Consider the following 22,480-nt stretch of genomic DNA (forward strand, 5'->3'; position numbering starts at 1 on the left):
TGGATTAACTTTTTAATATTAATTTCTATAAAATTAAAAGAATAGAGTAGGAGTTGTATTGTAAAAATTGTCATAAAAAAAGCGTTTCTTTAGAAACGCTTTTTAACTATTTGAGGAATTTTATTTATTATTCAATTACAATTTTCTTAGAGCTGTCTGCTTTATTGGTTTTCAGTTTAACAATATAAACTCCTGTTGGTAATTGTTTACCAATTTTTAATTGAAGTTTTTGTTCTTGTTTTTTGATTTTCCAAGAGTTTACTTTTCTACCTAAAATAGAGTATAGTTGTACATCTTTAATGTTAATTTCTTCGTTTTTAGAAATTACTAATAGTTTGTTTTTGTTATCTGCATAGATGTTTGTTAAACTATTTGTTAGATCATCATCTACAGATAAAGCTGTACTTGGTGTAAATGCTAAAACAAACCTATCTGTATATACACCTTTATCTAAAGTTAATTTTGCTTTACCGCTAATTAATTCTTGAGAAATACCTGTTACTTTATCGGTAATATAAAGTTTTTGATTGATGTTTTTCATTTCATCAACTTTAATATTTATCTCACCAGAATATCCCATAATGATTTCTAAAGGCACTTCTAAATCATTAGAAATAGCTTGCACTCCCGCAATTACAAATTTTCTATCATCACTAGGGAATTTCCAGTAGAAGTCTGTAGTACCTATATCGTTAATTTCGGCATCATAACCTCTATCATAAGCAAAAGAAGTGTAATGACTAAATGATACTCCTATTTGACGGTGATAATTTTTACCTTCTGAAGTGTTTTTAAAGTCCATACCCAATTTAATAACAGGTAAACTTTTAATACTAGTGTTAGGGTTAGATTTTCCTGAAGATTTTTTAGACGATTTAAAGAAAACAGATTCTGCACCTTCTTTTTTGTATTCTCTTTGACTATTGTTAAATACTACAGTTCCGCCATCTACAGCATCACCTTGAATAAAGAATCCTTGACCTATAGCAATATAATCTTTAGGTTCAGTATAAGTAATACTAGCACCTCCAATATTCGGAGCACAAGTTATTTTACCATCATCTTTAATTTTTAAATAGTCTATTTGAACTACATTTGAATCTATAGACTCTAATGTAATATTACTACCAATAACTACGCAAAGCTTAATTTTTTTTACAGAAAAGACTCCAGAAGTTGCAGGTAGCGTAACGCTTAATTTAACTTCATTGTTTTCTTTAATTCTGATAATTTTATCAGTATCAGATTTATATCTAATTCTTAAAGTGTCTACACCAGAAGGAATATTTTTAAAAGTAATAGATTGACTGTATTGATTTAGTTTTACAACATTAATATTTCCAACTCCATCAGTAACACTTTCTACAGTACCATTTAATATTGTTGCACTTTCAGCTTTAAGATTTACATCTATAGCGCTACCAGCAGCCGCAAGAGCAGAAACTCCCATTGTTATAGTTCTTGTAGCATAACCACCAATATAACCTGCAAATCTATGTCCATAGATAGTACCTTCTTCACTTAATACTTCACTTGCGTGTTCCCAGAAGTATAAAGTACCACTTAAAGAAGAATTGTTATCTTCTAAAAACTTTTTAACACTAATAGCAGATGCATAAGGGTTTGCCACCAAGTAAGATTCTCCCTTACCAATTGCAGTTGTAAGATTCCCGTCTTTTGGTGTACCTAAGTATGTATAGTTTTGAGCTCTACCAGGACCTTTAAAAATAAATCCATCTGTGTTAGGTATGGTTCCTGTACTATATTTTTGAGACCAATTAGATCTAGTACCATTACCAGAAGCGTAAGTATAAATCCAATAATGAGCAAGAGATATTGGGCTTGCATTAAAGTTACCATCATAACCACCAATCCAAGTAATATCTTTGGCAATATTAGTGTTTATTGTACCAGCAAAGTTTGTTGGTACTGTACCATCTTTTAAAATATCAGCAACAGTATACGTTGCAGAACCTGCACTATTTTTTACAGGAGAACCAATATAATTATATCTGTATTTACTAGGAACAGCAGAGTTTTGATCAACTAATAATTTACCGCCACCAGAAACTAAACTGGCAGAAGTGTGTGTTTGTATTAATTGTGCTTTACTTTCTTTGGATGCATCTATTAAACGAATATCTCCGTTTAAAGTAACATTATTAGTAACAACTAATAAATTATCTGTGATTCCTAATTTACGAGCAGCATTTACTGTTAATTTTCTTGCACTTAATTTATTGGTTGTATGATTATAATCTTGATCTATAACAACGTGTCTAGATCTATCTGGCACACCATTGCTCCAATTACCAGCTGTTCTTGTTGTAATGTTTATTCTGTGAAGACCAAGTCTTGTGTTCATTTCTGCACTAGCATTTTTAATTTCGGAAACTAACGGATCGTGAGGATGTCTTTCTGCACCACCAGCTCCTAATAATCTGTATGGATTTAATTCATCATCTATAAAAATAACCCACTCATTTGCAGTGTATGTTTTGTTAGGAACTAATGTTTCATCAATTCTTACAAAGGATGTTTTGTTATTAAAAGCAGCAACAACATCAAATCTGTTTTCCCAAGAAGAAGTATCATTTTTAGGAGATAAAGTAATAATATCATTGGCTCCTTCTATATCAGTAAGCGTATTATTTGTAACTACTGTAGCAGTACCATCTAAATTTGAAATGGTATTTGCAGTGTTTTTAAATAATATAGATTTACCTGGTGCTAAAGGAGTTGTAACATTATAGGTAACACTTGGTGTTACATTAGATCTATCTCCTGTTTGATTTTTATATAATTGTATTTTAATTTGATTTGCATCAATAGAACTGGTTGTGCTAATGTTGGTAATTTCTATCCATTTTTCTGAGCCAAATTGATATACCTGCGTAATCATTGGTATACCTTGAGCTCCTGCAGTATCTCTGTAATCTAAATCTCCAAAAGGACTGTTAATATCATTATCTGCATCGCCTAAATTACCTGCGTTTGGAGGGTTATGATTGTCATTTACTGTTGAACCAGTTATTGCTGAATCGTTATTTTGATCAAAAATATCAAATAATCCATCACCATCAACATCACCTCCAGTTAATGAATTTGGAACACCAACTCCATTTTCTTCGATATCAGGAGTACCATCGTTATCAGTATCTGTATCAATATAATCTGGGTTGTCTGTATTATCTGTATTTTCTGGATTTAAACCAATAATGGCTCCACTTTCATAATTATCATCTACACCATTATTGTTTGCATCTGTCATAGCTGCTCCAACACCACTTGGTGCAACATAACCTTTTGTTGGTTGCCCTTCTATATTATCTGGTATACCATCATTGTCTGCATCTATATCTAAATAATTAGGAATACCATCTGTGTCTGAATGTGTTGGCGTATTTCCTGTATTTGCTGTACTTGGTATACCTTTTGTTGTTGGTGTTGTACCAACTGTGCCATCTGCTCTACCATCTCTATTTGTATCTGTACCACCTGATTCTATAACATCTGGAATTCCGTCATTATCTGAATCTAAGTCTAAATGATTAGGAACACCATCTCCATCTGTGTCATAAACATCTGGAATTCCGTCTCCATTTGTATCTGTATAATCTGTAGTAGAACCATCTCCGCCATTACCTCCATCTGAGGTATCTTTATAATTTGGAATTCCATCTCCATCTTCATCACCATTAGGGATATTTCCTCCAGATTCTACTGTATCTAAAATACCATCATTATCATCATCTAAATCATCTTTGTCTGCAACACCATCGTTATCTGTATCTGTACCAGATACATCTCTGTAATCTACATCTCCACCTGAGTTAATGTCATTATCTACATCTCCTAAATTGCCTGCAGCAGGAGGATTGTGATTATCATTTACGGTTGAACCTGCTATGGCTGAATCGTTATTGTCATCAAAATTATCATCTAAACCATCTGCATCTGCATCAGCATTTGCTAAAGTATTTTGTGCATCTCCGTTTTCTGAAATGTCGTTAATACCATCGTTATCGGAGTCTGTATCTATATAATCTGGGTTGTCTGTATTGTCTGTGTTTGTTGGTGTTAAGCCAATATTACTTCCTGATTCATAATTATCATCAATTCCATTTTTATTTACATCTGTTATAGCATTACCAACACCACTTGGTGCAATATAAGCACTTGTTGTTTGCCCTTCTATATTGTCTGGAATACCATCATTATCTGCATCTATGTCTAGATAATTATCTAAAGAATCTGCATCAGAATTTGTTGGGTCATTACCTGTACCTGCTGTACTTGGTATACCTTTAGTTGTTGTTGTAGTACCAACTGTACCATCTGCTCTACCATCATTATTTGCATCTGTACCACCAGATTCTGTTACATCTGGGATACCATCGTTGTCAGAGTCTAAGTCTAAATAATTTGGAATACCATCTCCATCTGCGTCTAAACTAGCCATAACTCCATTAACAATAGTTGAGCTGTTAGCTGCTGCAAAATCAGGGTCTTTATAATTTGGTGTTCCATCCCCATCAGAATCTGCGCTTGGATCTGCTGTTAAACAAGAGAAACCCGTTGCTGGTCTTGGTAATGTAACTGAAACATTTACTGTGGCAGCAGCAGCAGCATTACCAAATCTAGGGAAAGTTCCACTTTGAAATACTGTAGTGCCATCTAAAGAAATTCTGTATAATGAAGTAGCGTTTTCATTACTACTACCTCCTGAACCTCCAGTGCCAGGGCCATCTAAACCATCACCTGCAGTATCAGAGAGTGTGAATACATATGATCCAGTAGTAGTAACGGTATAGTTTATATTTATTATTTCATCTCCATCTGCATACGGTCCTCCGCTTTGAGAAAAACCTCCAGGTCCAGTAAGTGTCCAACTATTTTCGTTTTCATAAGCTCCTAGATCTATATACACATTTATAATAGATTGATTTATTACTGCATTAGGGCAGGTTTCTTCAGTATCTAAAATTCCATCATTATCATCATCTAAATCGTCTACATCAGCAATACCATCATTATCTGTATCTACACCAGGTATGTCTCTGTAGTCTACATCTCCTCCTGTTGTTATATCTGCATCTGCATCACCTAAATTACCTGCGGCAGGTGGGTTATGATTGTCGTTTACAGTTGAGCCAGCTATGGCAGAATCGTTATTATCATCAAAATTATCATCTAAACCATCTGCATCTGCATCTGCGTTTGCTAATGTATTTTGTGCATCTCCGTTTTCTGAAATGTCGTTAATACCATCGTTATCAGAATCTGTATCTGTATAATCTGGATTGTCTGTGTTATCTGTATTTGTAGGAGTCAGACCTATAATAGATCCGTTTTCATAATTGTCATCTAAACCGTTGTTGTTTGCATCTGTAATACCTGCTCCTACACCACTTGGAGCTACATAACCGCTTGTAGTTTGCCCTTCAATATTATCTGGAATTCCATCATTGTCTGCATCTATGTCTAAAAAGTTTGGTATAGTATCTCCATCAGAATTTGTAGGGGTAGTACCTGTACCAGCAGTACTTGGAACACCATTGGTTGTTGGAGTAGTGCCTACATTACCATCTGCTCTACCATCATTATTAGCATCTGTACCTCCAGCTTCTATTACGTCTGGAATACCATCATTGTCTGAATCTAAATCTAATGAATTAGGAATGCCATCTCCGTCAGAATCACAAATGGCAGTATGTGTTAAGATTATATTATCTAAGCCAAAATCATTACCATTACCAACATTATTATTATTTAAAATACCAACATATATTGATGTAGTTGAAGCACCAGTAGTAAAAGTTACTGTTTGTTCTACCCAAGATGCTGTTGCTGTGTAAGCACTTCCTTTTGTAACCCAGTTGTTTGCACCATCAGCAGTGTTTTCATCAACTACAACGCTAAGGTTTGGAGGAGCACTACCATAACTAAAAACGGAATATTTAAAAGTATATGTAGTATTAGGTAAAGCTGTAATAGTATTTTTGTTATACCAAACTACTTGGTTATATATATTTCCTCCTGATACACTTGTGTTGTGAAACAAGAAAGCATCTCCCGTATCAGAAGTAACATCTGTTGCTAATCCGAAAAGATTATCAGTTATTGTTCCGTTATCATACGAACCTAGAGTGTTTTTAGGACCATTAAGGTAAGCTGCGGAAGCTGTGCTTTTTGATGAGCTATTTAAACTTGTAGCGTTATAGCCAGCATCTCCAGGTGATTTATTTAAGTCAGAATCTGTACCATTATCTGCTAAAATGCTACCAAAGTTATCTTCGAAGTCTACAACTGCAGGTTGAGAACATTCTACTGTATCTAAAATTCCATCATTATCATCATCTAAATCGTCTACATCAGCAATACCATCATTATCTGTATCTTTACCAGGGATATCTCTATAATCTACATCACCACCAGAGTTTATATCACCATCAGAATCTGTAAAGTTGTCTGTTTGAGAAATATCAAAATTACCATTTACATCTGTATAATTATCTCCATTATCTAGTGTATTTACCAAACCATTAGTACCAACAGCACCAGTAACTTTACCTCCAGATTGAGCTAATCCACTACCAGATTCTACAATATCATTAGAGCCATCATTGTCAGAATCTAAATCTAAATAATCTGGGTTATCTGTACCATCTGTGTTTTGTGGTGTTATTCCTATAGAACCAGCACCATTTGATTCTCCTGTTGGAGTAGTGTCGTAAGTATTATCTAAACCATCTTTATCAGAGTCTATACCTATTGGTGCTTTATAACCAGTAGTAGATTGTGCTTCTATATTATCAGGAATACCGTCGTTATCAGAATCTAAATCTAAATAATCTGCAACACCATCTCCGTCTGAATCTCTAGAATTAACACAATTAATATTTACTGTATATTCTAAAGCAAAATCTGACCCTGAAGATCCTCCAGCATTTTCACAAAAATTATTTACACCAGAAAGTGTAGTTGCTTGTATGGTGATTCCAGGGACACCTCCACCAATATCAATAACTGTTAGTGTTTGATTTACAGTAGGAACAACTGCATCTAAATTTGCACTACATTGTGTACCTGAAGGAGATAGCAATGTACTAGTTATAGTACCACTATTAAAGTTAAGTGTAAAACCTTCTGTAGAAGCTGCATCATCTATATCACCCCTTGCTCTCACATTACTTACACGTACTAGATCGCCAACAGAAACTCCCAAAGAAGAAACATCTATGTTTTTTACAGAACCAGTAGTTCCTCCAGATACTGTTAATCTATCAACTGGTGTTGTTATAGTACTACCAGGACAAGCACCTTCATTTATATCTAAAATACCGTCATTATCATTATCTATATCTACATTGTCTCCAACCCCATCTTTATCTACATCAGCAAAGTCTTTACAAAAAGTTAAACCAGTCATACCAGATCCGTGCACATTACCAGCTGTACAAACAGAGCAATCTTGCCAAAGCATTGTGATAGATTTTATCTTATTTGCAGAAGAAAAATTGACACCAACATTGTCATCATCACCAACAGTTGATGATCCACTCGCATTAGAGTCTACAATTCCAGTATTCTCATTTATAGTATAATAATTAGGGTTTAGTGAGCTAGTAAACTTAGGTAAAACAGTATTGTTAAAATTATCTTTTGCGGTTATAGTGTATTTATCTCCGTTAGTACCATTACCATTTACGTGAAATAAATCGAATCCTACAGAATAAATAGGTTCACTAAAAGTAATTGTTAATGTTACTCCTCCACTAGAAAAACCAGAAGTAAAATATTGTAGCATTTCTTCTGGATTAGCATCTAAACCCACTGCTGGCGAATCTGTAGTTGTTGAACTTGATTGCCATTGTGCTAAAGTTCCTGTTTCACCAGAAAAAGTAAAGGTCATATTTACCCCTGTACCATCTACATTAGTTAGAGTTCTTGTTAGGTTTCCATCAGGCCAATCAAATTTATCATTGCCAGATGGTGAAGTACTCCAAGTGAAACTTGAGGGACTGTCTGCACAATCGCTATATAAAAATTGTGAAAAAGAGCTTATAGAAAAGCACAGAAAAAATAGCATAGCAATGCTACTCTTGTTAAAACGAATTATTTCCCCAAATAATTTCGTTTTTTTTAGATTAAGAATCATAAAAAAACATTTAATTGTTACAAAAGTAATAAACTTTTTAATCAGTATATACTGTTTAGATGCACTAATTATTAAAAAGTCACAGGTTTATATAATCTTTTTTTTAAAATTTATAATACAGGTTTTAAAAATATAATTTCATAAAATTTACTAAGTTTTATTTATTTTCGTTATTTATAACTTTTTCAATTGAATTTAAGTAAACCAATTACATATATAAAAGGAGTTAGTGTACAAAGAGCAACACTTTTGTATACAGAGTTGGGTATAAAAACTTGTAATGATTTACTAAACTTTTTTCCTTTTAGATATATTGATAAAACCAAGTTTTATGCAATAAATGAATTACAACCCAATTCTTCGGAAGTACAAATTGTTGGTAAAATTACTTCTGTAAAAATGGTGGCTCAAAAAAGAGGAAGTAGGTTAGTGGCCACTTTTCAAGATGCTTCTGGTGCTATGGAATTAGTTTGGTTTAAAGGGCAAAAATGGATTAAAGATTCTCTAAAAATTAATGAACCGTATGTAATTTATGGAAAACTAAATCATTATAATGGTAGTTTTAGTATTCCACATCCAGAAATGGAATTGGTGACCGAATACAAAAAAAAGTTGCAAACTAAAATGCAGCCTATATATCCATCAACAGAAAAATTATCAAATTCTGGAGTTTCTAATAAGTTGTTACGCACTTATATTCAGAATTTGTTACAACAGTTTTACGACGGAATTAAAGAAAGTTTATCAAAAGAAATTATTGCTAATTTTAAGTTAATCTCTAAAAGAGATGCGTTGTTAAATGTGCACTTTCCTAAGAGTCAAGAAAACTTAGCAAAAGCTCAGTATCGTTTAAAGTTTGAAGAATTATTTTTTATTCAATTGCAATTGTTGAGAAAAAAACTCATCAATAAAACAAAAATAAAAGGTTTTGTTTTTGAAAATGTGGGTGATAGCTTTAATTCTTTTTATAAAAATTATTTGCCTTTTCATTTAACAAACGCCCAAAAAAGAGTCCTCAAAGAAATAAGAAAAGATGTGGCTTCTGGTGCGCATATGAATCGTTTGTTGCAAGGTGATGTTGGTTCTGGCAAAACAATTGTTGCGCTATTAACAATGTTATTGGCAATTGATAACGGATTTCAAGCCGCAATTATGGCACCAACAGAAATTTTAGCAACACAGCATTACAATGCAATTTCAGAATTAATTTCAGAAATGAATATTAATGTTGATTTATTAACGGGTTCTGTAAAAATAAAAAAAAGAAGAGAGATTCACGCTAATTTAGAAGACGGAACTTTACATATTTTAATAGGCACACACGCATTGTTAGAAGATAAAGTGCAGTTTAAAAACCTTGGAATTGCAATTATTGATGAACAACACAGATTTGGAGTAAAACAAAGAGCTAAATTGTGGTCTAAAAACTCTCTTCCCCCTCACATTTTGGTAATGACAGCAACTCCAATTCCGAGAACGTTGGCAATGTCTGTGTATGGAGATTTAGATATTTCTGTAATAGATGAATTGCCTCCTGGACGTAAAGAAGTAAAAACTGTACATCGTTTTGATAGCAACAGATTGTCGGTTTTTAAATTTATGAAAGATGAAATTGCAAAAGGTAGACAAGTGTATGTTGTGTATCCTTTAATTCAAGAATCTGAAGCAATGGATTATAAAGATTTAATGGATGGTTATGAGAGTATTTCTCGCGAATTTCCAACACCTAAATATCAAATAAGTATTGTTCACGGAAAAATGAAACCTGCAGATAAAGAATACGAAATGCAACGTTTTGTAAAAGGTGAAACACAGATTATGGTAGCAACCACTGTTATAGAAGTTGGTGTAAATGTACCCAATGCAAGTGTTATGATTATTGAAAGTTCAGAACGTTTTGGTTTGTCTCAATTGCATCAATTAAGAGGTAGAGTTGGTAGAGGTGCAGACCAGAGTTATTGTATTTTACTGTCTAGTTACAAACTTTCTGAAGAAGGAAAAACTCGACTTAAAACAATGGTAGAAACTACTGACGGATTTAAAATTGCAGAAGTAGATTTAAAATTACGTGGACCAGGAAATTTAATGGGAACTCAACAAAGTGGTGTTTTAAACCTTAAAATTGCTGATGTTGTAAAAGATACTCAAATTTTAGTTTCTGCAAGAAATACAGCTATTGCTCTGTTACAAGAAGATTCAGATTTGTCTAAACCAGAAAACTCAGTCATTAAAAAAACGTATTTAGAAATTTCTAAAAACTCTAAAATTTGGAGTAATATTAGCTAAATTTATAAGTGTTTTTAATTTAAATCCAACAATTTTTTAGCGGCATTAAAAGGAGTCGTTTTGCCGTTTTCTAAATTTATAATTTCTTTAGCAAGTGCTTTTTTAATTATTGGATTTTGATAAAAATTATCTTTTAATTGTTGCTCAATTGTCGCTAATAACCAATGTTTATTTTGTTTGTTTCTTTTTATGTTGAAATAAGAATTTTTCTTTGTTAAAGAAACATATTTACAAATCATTTCATCAACTTTATCAATTCCAATATTTTTTAAAGCACTTGCTGTTAGAACTTTTGGTTGCCATTTACTTTCTTTTAGAGGATATAAATGTAAAGCTCTGTTAAATTCTACTTTTGCAATTTTTGCATTTTTTGCATTTTCACTATCTGCTTTGTTAATAACAATAGCATCCGCCATTTCTATAATTCCGCGTTTTATTCCTTGTAGCTCATCACCAGCACCCGCTAATTTTAAAAGCAAAAAGAAATCTACCATAGAATGTACCACAGTTTCAGATTGACCAACACCAACTGTTTCTATAATAATGGTATCAAAACCAGCAGCTTCACATAAAATAATACTTTCTCGTGTTTTTTGTGCAACACCTCCTAAAGAAGTTCCAGAAGGAGAAGGTCTTATAAAGGCGTTTTTATCCGTTACCAATTCTTCCATCCTTGTTTTATCACCTAAAATACTTCCTTTATTTACAGAACTACTAGGGTCTACAGCTAAAACAGCTACTTTTTTCCCCTGAGATGTTAAATGTTTACCAAAAGCTTCAATAAAAGTACTTTTGCCAACACCAGGAACTCCTGTAATACCAATTCTTACCGAATTGTTGGCGTATGGTAAACAACGTTCTAAAATTTTGTTCGCTTTTTGTTGATGTTTTGCATTGGTACTTTCTACCAACGTAATAGCTCTGCTTAAAAAAGTAATGTTTCCTTCTAAAATTTTTGTAACAAACTCATTTACTGAATTTTGTTTTGCTCTATTAATTTTAATTTTTTCTGCAGCAGATTTACTGGTGGTTTCTGGTTGAGAAACGCCCTTGTTTTCTTGTAGTGCAGATTTTTTTTTATCCATCTGTAAAAAGTTATTATGTAAATTTATAAATAAATATTTACTAAAATGCAACACAACTAAAAATGTATCGTCTATAGAGTAAGAATGTTTTAATGAGAGCAACCAAACAACTACATCAAGCCATTATTGATCAATGCAAAAACAACAATGCCAAAGCGCAAATGCAGTTGTATAATTTGTATTGTAAGGCAATGTTTACAATTGCTTTTAGGTATGTAAAAGATAGATTTATTGCTGAAGATGTAATGCAAGATGCGTTTATAAAGGCTTTTAAAAATATTCATAATTACAAAAATGAAGTTGCTTTTGGAGCTTGGTTAAAGAAAATTGTAATCAACCAAAGTATTGACTATCTAAAAAAGAAAAAATTAGAATTGATTGCCATAAATGAAGAAGTTTATAAGGTAGAAAACAATGAAGATTGGCGTACTGAAAGCACTGTCTCTGTTGATAAAATTGTGGAGTTTATTAACAATTTAAAAGAAAAATACAGATTGGTTTTAACACTTTATTTATTAGAAGGTTATGATCATCAAGAGATTTCAGAGATTTTAAAAATCACAGAAAATACCTCAAGAACACATTTGCTAAGAGGAAAAAAACTATTAAAAGAACAATTAAAAAACACGAATTATGCAGAAGGATATTAGAGATTTATTAAAAGATTACAAAGAACAAAATGTAGAATTATCTGCTAATCATTCATCAAAATTTGAAGATTTATTGCAATCAGAAATGCATCAACAAAAGCCTAAAAATAAAAACTTTAAATGGTTGTCTATTGCTGCTTCTGTGGTGTTGTTAATTAGCTTGGCAATTCAATTTTATCCATCAGAAAATGTAGAAAAACCAAAAGAAAATCAAACTAAAGAAATAAGTTTAGGAAGCATATCTCCAGAATTTCAAACTATAGAAACGTATTATAAAAATAGTATCAATCTAGAAATAAGTCAGATAGATATGTCTGAAGAGAACAAAGATGTTGTAGATGGATACTTATTAAAAATAGCAGAACTTACCAAAGAATACAAATCATTAACCCAAGAGCTCAATACAAACGGGGTTAATGATGCAACCATAGATGCATTAATTCGTAATTTACAATTACGCCTACAGCTGTTACAACGCTTAAAAAAGCAATTAAAACAACTTAAAAATTTAAACACAAAACAAAATGAAACACAAATTATATAAAAGAAGTATCACTTTTTTTGCACTTTGTTTGATAGGAATATTAAATGCGCAAAAATACGATAAAAAATTCACAGAAAATTTTAAAGTAAACAAAGATGTAGAAGTAGCTATAAATGCGTCTAATACAGAGATAAATGTAACCACTTGGAATAAGAATAATGTTCAGGTAAACGCATTTATAGAAATTGAAGGATTGTCTAAAAAAGAAGCAGAAAAGTATTTTAAAAACTGGAATTTTGAAGCTTTAGGAAACAGTAAAAAAGTAAAAATTACTTCTAAAGGAGGTCATTCTTTTGGCTACAAAAATAGTTTGGTTTTTTTTAATGATATGGATATTCAAATACCAGAAATAGAAATGCCGAATATTGAAACGATTGTGATTCCCGAAATGAATTTTGATTTCGATTTTGACTTTGACTTTGAAAACCTTTTAAATAATTTTGATGATTTAGGAAAAAATATTGGTAAAAATGGTAAATATTCTTTTCAATGGAGTGATGGTAAAACCCATATTAATATTAAAACTAAAAAAGAATGGGAAGCTTTTAAGAAATCAAAAAAATATAAAGAGTTAAAAGAAAAAATGACAGTTAAGAAGAAAAAAATGAAAAAGAAACTTGCCAAATCGAAAGAGAAAATGAAAAAAGAATTGGCAAAAGCCAAACTAGAACTAAAAAAAATAGATAAAGAAAAACTAAAAAAAGAATTAGCAATTGCTAAAGAGCATATTATGAAGTTGAAATTGCATCACGGGGCAAATTCAAATGATATTATAATAAACGGAAAAAAAATAAAAATTAAAAAGCGTTTAGAAATAAAAGTGCCTAAAAACGCTACTTTTAACTTAAATACACGTCATTGTAAGGTAAAATTACCAAACACAGTAGCTTCAGGCAATGTAAAGTATGGCAGTTTTGATGCCAATAATTTAAATGGAGGAAAATTAACAATTAACTATTCTCCTGTAAAAATAAAAGATTTAAATGCCTGTACTTTATTTTTAAACAACGTAACTGATGCAAAAATTGCATCAGTTACAAATACAACTATGAGTAATAATTCTTCTGGTGTTAGCATTTATAGAGTAAATAAAAATGTAAATATTTCAGATAAATTTGGAGAATTGATCATAGAAAGTTTTAACCCTAATTTTAGTGAGTTTGTTTTAAATTTAAGTCAATCTGATGCTATTATCAATTTAGGAAACGTAAAAACATCTTTTGCTTATAAAGTAGATAGAAGTAAATTAGATGATAAAACAGCATTTGGGTTTTTAAATAAAGCAATTAAAAAATACGATATTTCAACAAAATCTACCGTTAACAATACTCAAACAACTAATAATTTTAAATTAACTGCAAATTACAGTAGCGTTGTAATCAAGTAGTTTTTAACTTTTTCTTTTTACCAAACTTCTAACAAATTCCATTTCGTTATTCTCTTTAAAGTGCCTATATTTATCGGCTGTAAATAGTCACTTATTTAATGGAACGCTACAAAGAAAATCAACTTAAAATATACAATTCTCTTTCTAAAAAGAAAGAGGATTTTAAACCCTTAACAGACGGATATGTAGGTATGTACGTTTGTGGTCCTACTGTTTATAGCAACGCACATTTAGGAAACGTAAGAACTTTTATGTTTTTTGATGTGGTGTATAGATATTTATTACATTTAGGTTACAAAGTGCGTTATGTGCGTAATATTACAGATGCAGGTCATTTAGAAAATGATGCAGATGAAGGTGAAGATAGAATTTCTAAAAAAGCGCGTTTAGAACAAATAGAACCAATGGAAGTTGTACAAAAGTACACTGTAGATTTCCACAATGTTCTAAAAAATTACAACTTTTTACCACCAAGTATAGAACCTACTGCAACAGGTCATATTGTAGAACAGATAGAAATGATTAAAGAAATTCTTGAAAAAGGATTTGCCTATGAAGTAAATGGTTCTGTGTATTTTGATGTTCACGAATACAATAAAAAAGAAAATTACGGAATCTTGTCTGGAAGAAAAGTAGAAGATTTAATTCATAATACACGTTCTTTGGATGGACAATCAGATAAGAAAAATCCACAAGATTTTGCACTTTGGAAAAAAGCAGACGAACGCCATATTATGCGTTGGCCTTCTCCTTGGTCAGATGGTTTTCCTGGCTGGCATTTAGAGTGTTCTGTAATGAGTACTAAATATTTAGGCGAAAGTTTTGATATTCACGGAGGTGGAATGGATTTAAAATTTCCACATCACGAATGTGAAATTGCGCAGTCTAAAACCTGCTCTGGTGTAAAACCCGTAAACTATTGGATGCACACAAATATGCTGTTGTTAAACAGTCAGAAAATGGCAAAATCTACAGGAAATTATATTTTACCAAACGAAATTTTAACGGGTGATAATAAAATTTTACCAAAAGCATTTTCGGCATCTGTAGTTCGTTTTTTTAATATGCAAGCCAATTATAGAAGTATTTTAGATTTTTCTGGTGAGGCTTTAGAGGCATCAGAAAAAGGGCATACAAAATTAATGGAAGCTGTTAACTTTTTAGATAAAATTGAAGCAGAAAAAACATCAACATTTAATGTTCAAGATTGGAAAACAACTTGTTATGCAGCAATGAATGATGATTTTAACACGCCAATTTTAATATCACATTTGTTTGAAGCTGTAAAAGTTATTAATCAAATAAAAGAAAATAAAGCAAGTTTAACACAAGAAGATTTAGATACATTTAAATCTACGATAAAAGCTTTTGTTTTTGATGTTTTGGGATTGATGAATGAAAATGCTCAAGACAATTCAGAAAAAATAAATGGAGTAGTGGAGTTGTTAATTAAATTAAGAAAAGAAGCAAGAGAAAATAAAGATTGGGCATTGTCAGATCAAATTAGAGATGAGTTAATTGAATTAGGAATTCAGTTAAAAGATGGTAGAGAAGGCACAACTTTTTCAATAAATTAAATAATTAATTACGAATTCTAAAATATGAATTACGAATGTCATTTCGAAAAAGGAACATTTGAGAAATCTAACTTTAAATTCTTAAATCTTTTAATTTTTGAATAAATTTTTGTCATATCCATTTATATTGTTAGTTCGATTTTACCAAACAGCAATATCACCATTTACACCATCAACTTGTAGATATAGTCCTACGTGTTCACATTATACAATAGAGGCTTTACAAAAACACGGTTTGTTTACTGGTGGTTGGTTGGCATTAAAAAGAATTTTTAGTTGCCATCCTTGGGGCGGAAGTGGTTATGATCCTGTTCCAGAAAAAAAGAAAAAAATAATTAAAAGATTAAATAATTGAAAAACACAATAAAGAATCTTTTAAAAATGAATTTTTAATAAAATATAATATGAGTTTTTTAGCAATAGAGTGGAATCCATCAATAGGAATAGATTTAGGGTTTTTTACCATTCGTTGGTACAGTTTAATGTTTGTAGCTGCTTTTTTATTGGGTTTACGTTTAATGAAAAAAATCTACATTGAAGATAAAATTCCTTTAGAGAAATTAGACACAATTTTTATGTACGTTTTTATATCAATGTTAATTGGTATGCGCTTAGGAGACGTATTTTTTTATAGTTGGGATTATTATCAAAATCATTTATTAGAAATAATTTTACCTATAAAAGAAAGTGCAAACGATTCTTTATTTGGATTTATAAAAGGTTGGAAATTCTCAGGTTATCAAGGTTTTGCAAGCCATGGAGCAGCAATTGCAATACCCATAGCAATGTATTTTTACGCAAAAAAACATTTAAAAAAAACTTGGCTTTTTATTTTAGATAGATTGGCAATTATGGTTGCTTTGGCTGGCTTTTTTATTAGAAGTGGTAACTTTTTTAATTCAGAAATTTACGGCAAAGAAACAGGTTCTAATTTTGGAGTAATTTTTAAAGCTGCAGGAGAAACTGTACCAAGGCATCCTACACAATTATATGAAGCATTTAGTTATTTAGCTTTGTTTTTTGTAATGTGGCATTTGTATTGGAAAACTGATAAAAAACAACAAACAGGTTATCTTTTTGGTTTATTTTTGGTTGTACTTTGGTCATTAAGATTCTTTATTGAATTCTTAAAAGAAGCGCAAGTAGATGGTAGAGAAGATTGGGTTTTCAATTCTTTAAATACAGGACAAGTATTAAGTATTCCTTTCGTTTTAATAGGAATTTGGTTAATGTTTAAAAAAACAAAAAAAGAAGCATAAGTAGTTATGGAAAAATTAAAACAACGTTGGGGAATAAAAAGTAATTGGGCAATATTTTTAATTTTTTGCGCATTTGCAGTAAATGGTTCTTTTGCTGCTTGGGTAGCAAAACCAGTTACTAGTTTTTTAGGATTAAATCCTGATACAATTTCTAGTTGGGTATATTGGCCATTAAGAATTCTATTAATATTTCCTATTTATCAATTAACCTTGCCAATTGTAGGTTGGTTTTTTGGGCAATTTAAATTTTTCTGGGAATTTGAAAAGAAGTTTTTAAGTAGATTAGGTCTTGGTTTTTTATTTAAAAAAGAAAACTAAACCTCAATAATTTTGTCTACTTCTTTTTTGTTAAAAACATAAGTGTAAAACCACATAATGGTAAATGTGGGTATAAAATCTGAAAACGGAATTATTTCTTCAACAAAACTAATAATACCAGCAATTTTACCTTCTTTTCCCTTGTACATTTTTGTCATTACATAACCAGAAACAGGTGCCCAAAGAAGGTCAAAAAAAGGAATAGGAATCATTCCAACAGCATCTAATACTAAACTATAAGCTAATTTTTTATATTTTTTTTTCATACAATTTAAAAAGAGTTTTTTGAGGCTTTGCCTAAAATTTCATTATAATCAAATCAAAATTCTTGCCAAATAGTATTTTATGTAAAAGTGATTTGATAAGTTTGTTAAAAGTAAATATTTCTTGTGAATTTCAATGATTTTATAAATAAAACAGCACAATTAAAGTCGTCTAAACTTGGTGGTTTAGATGCGCAATTTAAATTAGCTCCAAAATTACGCTTAAAATATAGTCAAGAAAAAATTGCAGCAAATAAGCCAAAAAAAGCAGCAGTTTTGTCACTTTTTTATCCAAATGATAAAAATGAAACCTGTTTTTTATTGACACAAAGAGCAAGTTATAACGGAACACATTCTGCGCAAATTAGTTTTCCTGGCGGAAAAATAGAAAAATCGGATAAAAATTTACAGCAAACAGCTTTAAGAGAATCTTTTGAAGAAGTGGGGGTAAAACCATCATCTGTAAAAATAATTAGAGAAATGACAGCTGTTTACATACCGCCAAGTAATTTTTTAGCAACTCCGTTTTTAGGTCTTGTTGATAAAAAGCCAACATTTATTTTAAACCATGAAGTAGAAAAATCTATTGAAATTTTAGTAAATGATTTGTTAGATGATGCAAATTTATCGACCGTAAAAATGTCAACTTCATATATGAGTAATATAGAGGTACCTTGCTTTAAATTAAATGATTATGTAGTTTGGGGAGCCACAGCAATGATATTGTCAGAAATTAAAGAACTGTTTGTGTAGTTTCATTTCTTATTTGTTTTTGTAAATTTGCCCAAAACCAACTAAAAACTAATTAGAATGCCTTTATTTAAAAGGAATCCTTTTGGACATATTTTATTTTTAAAAAAATGGATTATTAGAATTTTCGGACTTATTTCTCATGGTAGATATCGTAAATTCAATAATTTACACATAGAAGGTTCAGAAATTATAAGAGATTTACCAGAATCTAACGTGTTATTTATTTCAAATCATCAAACCTATTTTGCTGATGTAGCAGCAATGTTTCATGTGTTTAATGCTTCTTTAAAAGGTAGAGATGATACTATTAAAAATATTGGCTATATCTGGAATCCGAAATTAAACATTTATTTTGTTGCAGCTGGCGAAACTATGAAATCTGGTTTATTACCAAAATTATTTGCTTATGCAGGTTCTATTTCTATAGATAGAACATGGAGAAGTGCAGGTAAAAATGTTAACAGACAAGTTAAAAATTCTGATATTTCTAATATTGGTAAAGCAATTAATGATGGTTGGGTGATAACTTTTCCGCAAGGAACAACAACTCCTTTTAAGCCGATTAGAAGAGGTACAGCACATTTAATTAAAACATATAAACCAATTGTTGTACCAATTGTTATTGATGGTTTTAGACGCTCTTTTGATAAAAAAGGCTTAAACATAAAAAAACGAAATGTCTTACAATCTATGGTGATTAAAGAACCTTTAGAAATTGATTACGAAAACGAAGAAATTGGAGATATTGTAACTAAAATTGAATACGCTATAGAACAGCATCCATCATTTTTAAAAGTTTTATCACCAAAAGATGCAGAAGTATATTTAAAAGAAGAAGAAGAATTAAATAAAAAACGTAAATTTTGGAAATCTTAAAGTTTTTTTAATTGATAAATTATTGAATCAGATTAAGTGTTTTAGCTTAATCTGATTTTTTTATTTGCAACAAATTGTATTTTTATTTAGAAAGTAAAAACTATATTTGCACTCGCAAAATTTATACAAATGAAAGCTGGAATTGTAGGATTACCAAACGTAGGAAAATCAACTTTATTTAACTGTTTATCAAACGCAAAAGCGCAAAGTGCAAACTTTCCTTTTTGTACTATAGAACCTAATTTAGGTGTTGTAAATGTACCAGATTCTCGTTTAGAGAAATTAGAAGAATTAGTAAATCCTGAAAGAGTTTTACCAGCAACTGTAGAGATTGTAGATATTGCAGGTTTGGTAAAAGGAGCCAGTAAAGGAGAAGGTTTAGGAAATCAGTTTTTAGCAAATATTAGAGAAACTGACGCTATTTTGCATGTGTTACGTTGTTTTGATAACGAAAATATTATTCACGTAGATAATTCTATAGACCCAGTAAGAGACAAAGAAACCATTGATATTGAGCTGCAATTAAAAGACTTAGAAACAGTTCAGAAAAGACTTGAAAGAGTTAAAAGAACTGCAAAAACGGGTAACAAAGAAGCACAAGCAGAGTTAGTTGTTTTATTAAAAATTGAAGAAACTTTATTACAAGGTGTCTCTGTAAGAGCGTTAGATTTTTCAGAAAAAGAAATAGAGTTTGTACAACCTTTACAGTTTGTTACTGCTAAACCTGTTTTATATGTTTGTAATGTAGATGAAAACTCAGCTGTTTCAGGAAACCAATATGTAGATAAAGTAAGAGAAGCTGTAAAAGATGAAGATGCCGAAGTTATTGTTTTAGCTGTTGGCACAGAAGCTGACATTACTGAATTAGAAGATTATGAAGAGCGTCAAATGTTTTTAGAAGATATTGGTTTAGAAGAAGCTGGCGTTTCTAGATTAGTACGTTCTGCTTACAAATTGTTAAACTTACAAACCTATTTTACGGCTGGTGTAAAAGAAGTAAGAGCTTGGACAATTCCTATTGGTTCTACTGCACCACAAGCAGCAGGAGTGATTCATACAGATTTTGAAAAAGGATTTATTAGAGCAGAAACAATTTCTTACGAAGATTATGTTACTTATGGTTCAGAAGCTAAAGTAAAAGAAGCTGGTAAAATGCGAGTAGAAGGTAAAGATTACGTTGTTAAAGACGGAGATGTAATGCACTTTAGATTTAATGTGTAAATTCTTTTTTTTAATGACTCTTTGGCATATCAATTGTAAATGTTAAGCAAACATCATATATTATGAAAAAATATTTACTTACAATTTTAACACTTATTTTATTTGCCTCTTGTAGTAGTGTTAAATTAACGCAAGAAGCTATAAGCTCAGGAAATTATGATAAAGCAATAAATATTGCGATAGAAAACTTAAGGAAAAATAAAGTAAAAGAAAAACATCAACCTTATGTATTTATGCTGCAAGAGGCTTTTGTAAAAGCAACTAAAAGAGATTTAGAAAGAATTATTTTTTTAAAAAAGGATAGAAATCCAGAAAATTTAGAAAATATTTTTAATGTATATAAAGATTTAAAAAATAGACAAGAATTAATAAAACCTCTTTTACCATTACCAGTTTTATCTACCGGAAAAAATGCTGTTTTTAAGTTTGTTGATTATGATGATGATATCATTAATTCTAAAAATGATGTTTCTAGCTTTTTATATAGCAAAGCAAAAAAGTTGCTAAAATCTAATTATAAGTATGATATCAGAAAGGCTTTCAGTGATTTACAATATTTAGATAAAATAAATCCAAACTATAAAAATACTAGAGATTTAATTAAAGAAGCACACAATAGAGGTACAGATTATGTTTTTGTAAAATTAAAAAATGATACAAAAAAGATTGTTCCAAAACGTTTAGAAGAAGATTTGTTAAATTTTGACACTTATGGATTAAATGATTTATGGACAGTTTATCACAGTAAAAAAGACAAAAGGATACCTTACGATTATACTTTAGAATTAATTTTTAGAACCATAGATGTTTCTCCTGAGCAAGTTAGAGAGAAAGAAATTATTAAAGAAAAGAATATAAAAGATGGTTTTAAGTATTTGTTAGACGCAAATGGAAATCAAGTAAAAGATAGTTTAGGAAATAAAATTAAAGTTGATCATTTAGTAAAAGTGCGTTGTCAGTTATATCAATTTACACAATTCAAAACAGCTAGAGTTAGTGGGCAAGTAAAATATTTTGATAATAAAACGAAGCAAAACATACAAAATTTTCCCATAGAAAGCGAGTTTGTTTTTGAACATATTTATGCAAATTTTAATGGCGATAAAAGAGCTCTAGAAACCTCTTTATTAGATTTGTTAGAAGTTAAATCTGTAAGATTTCCTACTGATGAGCAGATGGTTTATGATACTGGTAAAGATTTAAAAGAAAAACTAAAATATATTATTTCTAGAAATAAGTTTAGAGAATAAAACAAAAATCCCAATGAATATTCATTGGGATTTTATATTTTTTGTTAATGTAGTGAAAAAGTATTTTTTAATTCTTATTTACAATCTTATCAAATCTAGAATCCATACAAACACTAATATCTGTAGTGATAAATTTTCCGTTGTAAAACAAACTGAAAATAGTTGCTGGGCTAGGTGAGTTTTGAGCTTCTTTTTTGGCGGTAAACTTTATAACTTTAAGATGAAGATTTCTTTTTTTTGCAGTTTCAACTATTGAATTTAGAGCGTGAAATTCTGCAAAAGGACATCTATTAGAATAATAAATAACAATGCCTTCTTTTTCTGAACAAGTTCCAGATTTTACAGACTTATTAAACTTAGGAGTCATTGCTTTTGAATCAATTTTTTTTACCAAAAGGCTAAATCCACTTTTGGTTTTATCAACTTCTATAAAGCCTTGTTTTAAAAACCATTTGGTATCACTCATAAAATGAAACTTTTTAGTTCCAACAACAGTTACCAAACCACTTTTGTTTTGTTTTTTAGCATCATTAATTGCAGATTGTAGAAGTTTTTTAGCATAGCCTTGTTTTTTATATCTACCAGAAACCCAAAAGCAATTAATGTTTATATAATTTGGTGCTGTAATGGGGAGCCAAGCATCTTCTGCATTACCATATTCAATAAAGACTTTTGCTCTTTCATTTAATCTTTTAAAAACGTATCCATTATTAAACTCTTTTTTTAGCCATTCTTTTTTTGCTTCATAACTTTCTTTACACTTCTTATCAGAAATTGCGCAACAGATATGTTCTTTTAATATTGAGTTAGCGTCTAAAGTTATAAAATCATTCATAATTTTATAGATTGA

The 22,480-nt window shown here is 30.5% G+C and carries 16 protein-coding genes; 12 read left to right on the forward strand and 4 right to left on the reverse strand.

The annotated features are described in order from the left end of the window. Positions 1-127: 127 nt before the first annotated feature. The gene (locus ACY2RX_RS06710) at positions 128-8,161 is read right to left on the reverse strand and encodes a DUF8693 domain-containing protein (protein WP_490103200.1); all 8,034 of its coding nucleotides are present in this window, start codon (positions 8,159-8,161) and stop codon (positions 128-130) included. A 189-nt stretch (positions 8,162-8,350) separates the two neighbouring features. Between ACY2RX_RS06710 and recG the strand changes: the two genes are divergently transcribed. After that, positions 8,351-10,447 (forward strand): ATP-dependent DNA helicase RecG, encoded by a 2,097-nt coding sequence (gene recG / locus ACY2RX_RS06715; protein ID WP_490103201.1) that lies wholly within the window; start codon positions 8,351-8,353, stop codon positions 10,445-10,447. A 14-nt stretch (positions 10,448-10,461) separates the two neighbouring features. On the opposite strand, the gene meaB is transcribed toward recG, so the two are convergent. After that, positions 10,462-11,532: a methylmalonyl Co-A mutase-associated GTPase MeaB gene (gene meaB / locus ACY2RX_RS06720; RefSeq protein WP_490103202.1), complete on the reverse strand. Its 1,071-nt coding sequence runs from the start codon at positions 11,530-11,532 to the stop codon at positions 10,462-10,464. A gap of 92 nt (positions 11,533-11,624) precedes the next feature. Here meaB and ACY2RX_RS06725 point away from each other — a divergent pair, with 92 nt between their 5' ends. The 7 genes from ACY2RX_RS06725 (at position 11,625) to ACY2RX_RS06755 (ending at position 17,267) form a co-directional block, all read left to right on the forward strand. Next, positions 11,625-12,182, forward strand: a complete 558-nt coding sequence (locus ACY2RX_RS06725) for an RNA polymerase sigma factor (RefSeq protein WP_490103203.1) — start codon at positions 11,625-11,627, stop codon at positions 12,180-12,182. Beyond that, complete coding sequence (locus tag ACY2RX_RS06730) at positions 12,166-12,726, forward strand: hypothetical protein (protein WP_490103204.1); 561 nt, start codon at positions 12,166-12,168, stop codon at positions 12,724-12,726. The genes ACY2RX_RS06725 and ACY2RX_RS06730 overlap by 17 nt, the downstream gene beginning before the upstream one ends. After that, complete coding sequence (locus ACY2RX_RS06735) at positions 12,707-14,113, forward strand: hypothetical protein (RefSeq protein WP_490103205.1); 1,407 nt, start codon at positions 12,707-12,709, stop codon at positions 14,111-14,113. The genes ACY2RX_RS06730 and ACY2RX_RS06735 overlap by 20 nt, the downstream gene beginning before the upstream one ends. 98 nt (positions 14,114-14,211) lie before the next feature. Next, on the forward strand, positions 14,212-15,690 hold the full coding sequence (gene cysS / locus ACY2RX_RS06740) for a cysteine--tRNA ligase (protein WP_490103206.1): 1,479 nt from the start codon (positions 14,212-14,214) through the stop codon (positions 15,688-15,690). 97 nt (positions 15,691-15,787) lie between these two features. Further along, the gene (yidD, locus tag ACY2RX_RS06745) at positions 15,788-16,045 is read left to right on the forward strand and encodes a membrane protein insertion efficiency factor YidD (protein ID WP_490103207.1); all 258 of its coding nucleotides are present in this window, start codon (positions 15,788-15,790) and stop codon (positions 16,043-16,045) included. Between the two features lie 49 nt (positions 16,046-16,094). Next, on the forward strand, positions 16,095-16,949 hold the full coding sequence (gene lgt, locus ACY2RX_RS06750) for a prolipoprotein diacylglyceryl transferase (RefSeq protein ID WP_490103208.1): 855 nt from the start codon (positions 16,095-16,097) through the stop codon (positions 16,947-16,949). Between the two features lie 6 nt (positions 16,950-16,955). Beyond that, positions 16,956-17,267: a DUF6787 family protein gene (locus ACY2RX_RS06755; protein WP_490103209.1), complete on the forward strand. Its 312-nt coding sequence runs from the start codon at positions 16,956-16,958 to the stop codon at positions 17,265-17,267. On the opposite strand, the gene ACY2RX_RS06760 is transcribed toward ACY2RX_RS06755, so the two are convergent. Next, positions 17,264-17,533 (reverse strand): hypothetical protein, encoded by a 270-nt coding sequence (locus ACY2RX_RS06760; RefSeq protein WP_490103210.1) that lies wholly within the window; start codon positions 17,531-17,533, stop codon positions 17,264-17,266. The genes ACY2RX_RS06755 and ACY2RX_RS06760 overlap by 4 nt on opposite strands. Positions 17,534-17,656: 123 nt before the next feature. On the opposite strand from ACY2RX_RS06760, the gene ACY2RX_RS06765 reads away from it, so the two are divergent. The 4 genes from ACY2RX_RS06765 (at position 17,657) to ACY2RX_RS06780 (ending at position 21,630) form a co-directional block, all read left to right on the forward strand. Further along, a complete protein-coding gene (locus tag ACY2RX_RS06765; RefSeq protein WP_490103211.1) occupies positions 17,657-18,283 on the forward strand; it encodes an NUDIX hydrolase in 627 nt (208 codons plus the stop codon). 57 nt (positions 18,284-18,340) lie between these two features. Further along, on the forward strand, positions 18,341-19,159 hold the full coding sequence (locus ACY2RX_RS06770; RefSeq protein WP_490103212.1) for a lysophospholipid acyltransferase family protein: 819 nt from the start codon (positions 18,341-18,343) through the stop codon (positions 19,157-19,159). A gap of 129 nt (positions 19,160-19,288) precedes the next feature. Next, positions 19,289-20,380 (forward strand): redox-regulated ATPase YchF, encoded by a 1,092-nt coding sequence (ychF, locus tag ACY2RX_RS06775; protein WP_490103213.1) that lies wholly within the window; start codon positions 19,289-19,291, stop codon positions 20,378-20,380. 62 nt (positions 20,381-20,442) lie between these two features. Continuing rightward, positions 20,443-21,630 carry a hypothetical protein gene (locus ACY2RX_RS06780; RefSeq protein WP_490103214.1) on the forward strand — a complete coding sequence of 396 codons (1,188 nt, stop codon included), beginning with the start codon at positions 20,443-20,445 and terminating at the stop codon, positions 21,628-21,630. Positions 21,631-21,697: 67 nt separating this feature from the next. Here the strand turns inward: ACY2RX_RS06780 and ACY2RX_RS06785 are convergent, their stop codons facing one another. Beyond that, positions 21,698-22,465 carry an N-acetyltransferase gene (locus tag ACY2RX_RS06785; RefSeq protein ID WP_490103215.1) on the reverse strand — a complete coding sequence of 256 codons (768 nt, stop codon included), beginning with the start codon at positions 22,463-22,465 and terminating at the stop codon, positions 21,698-21,700. Between the last annotated feature and the right edge of the window lie 15 nt (positions 22,466-22,480).

It is taken from the genome of Polaribacter sp. 2405UD43-2 (assembly GCF_058147125.1).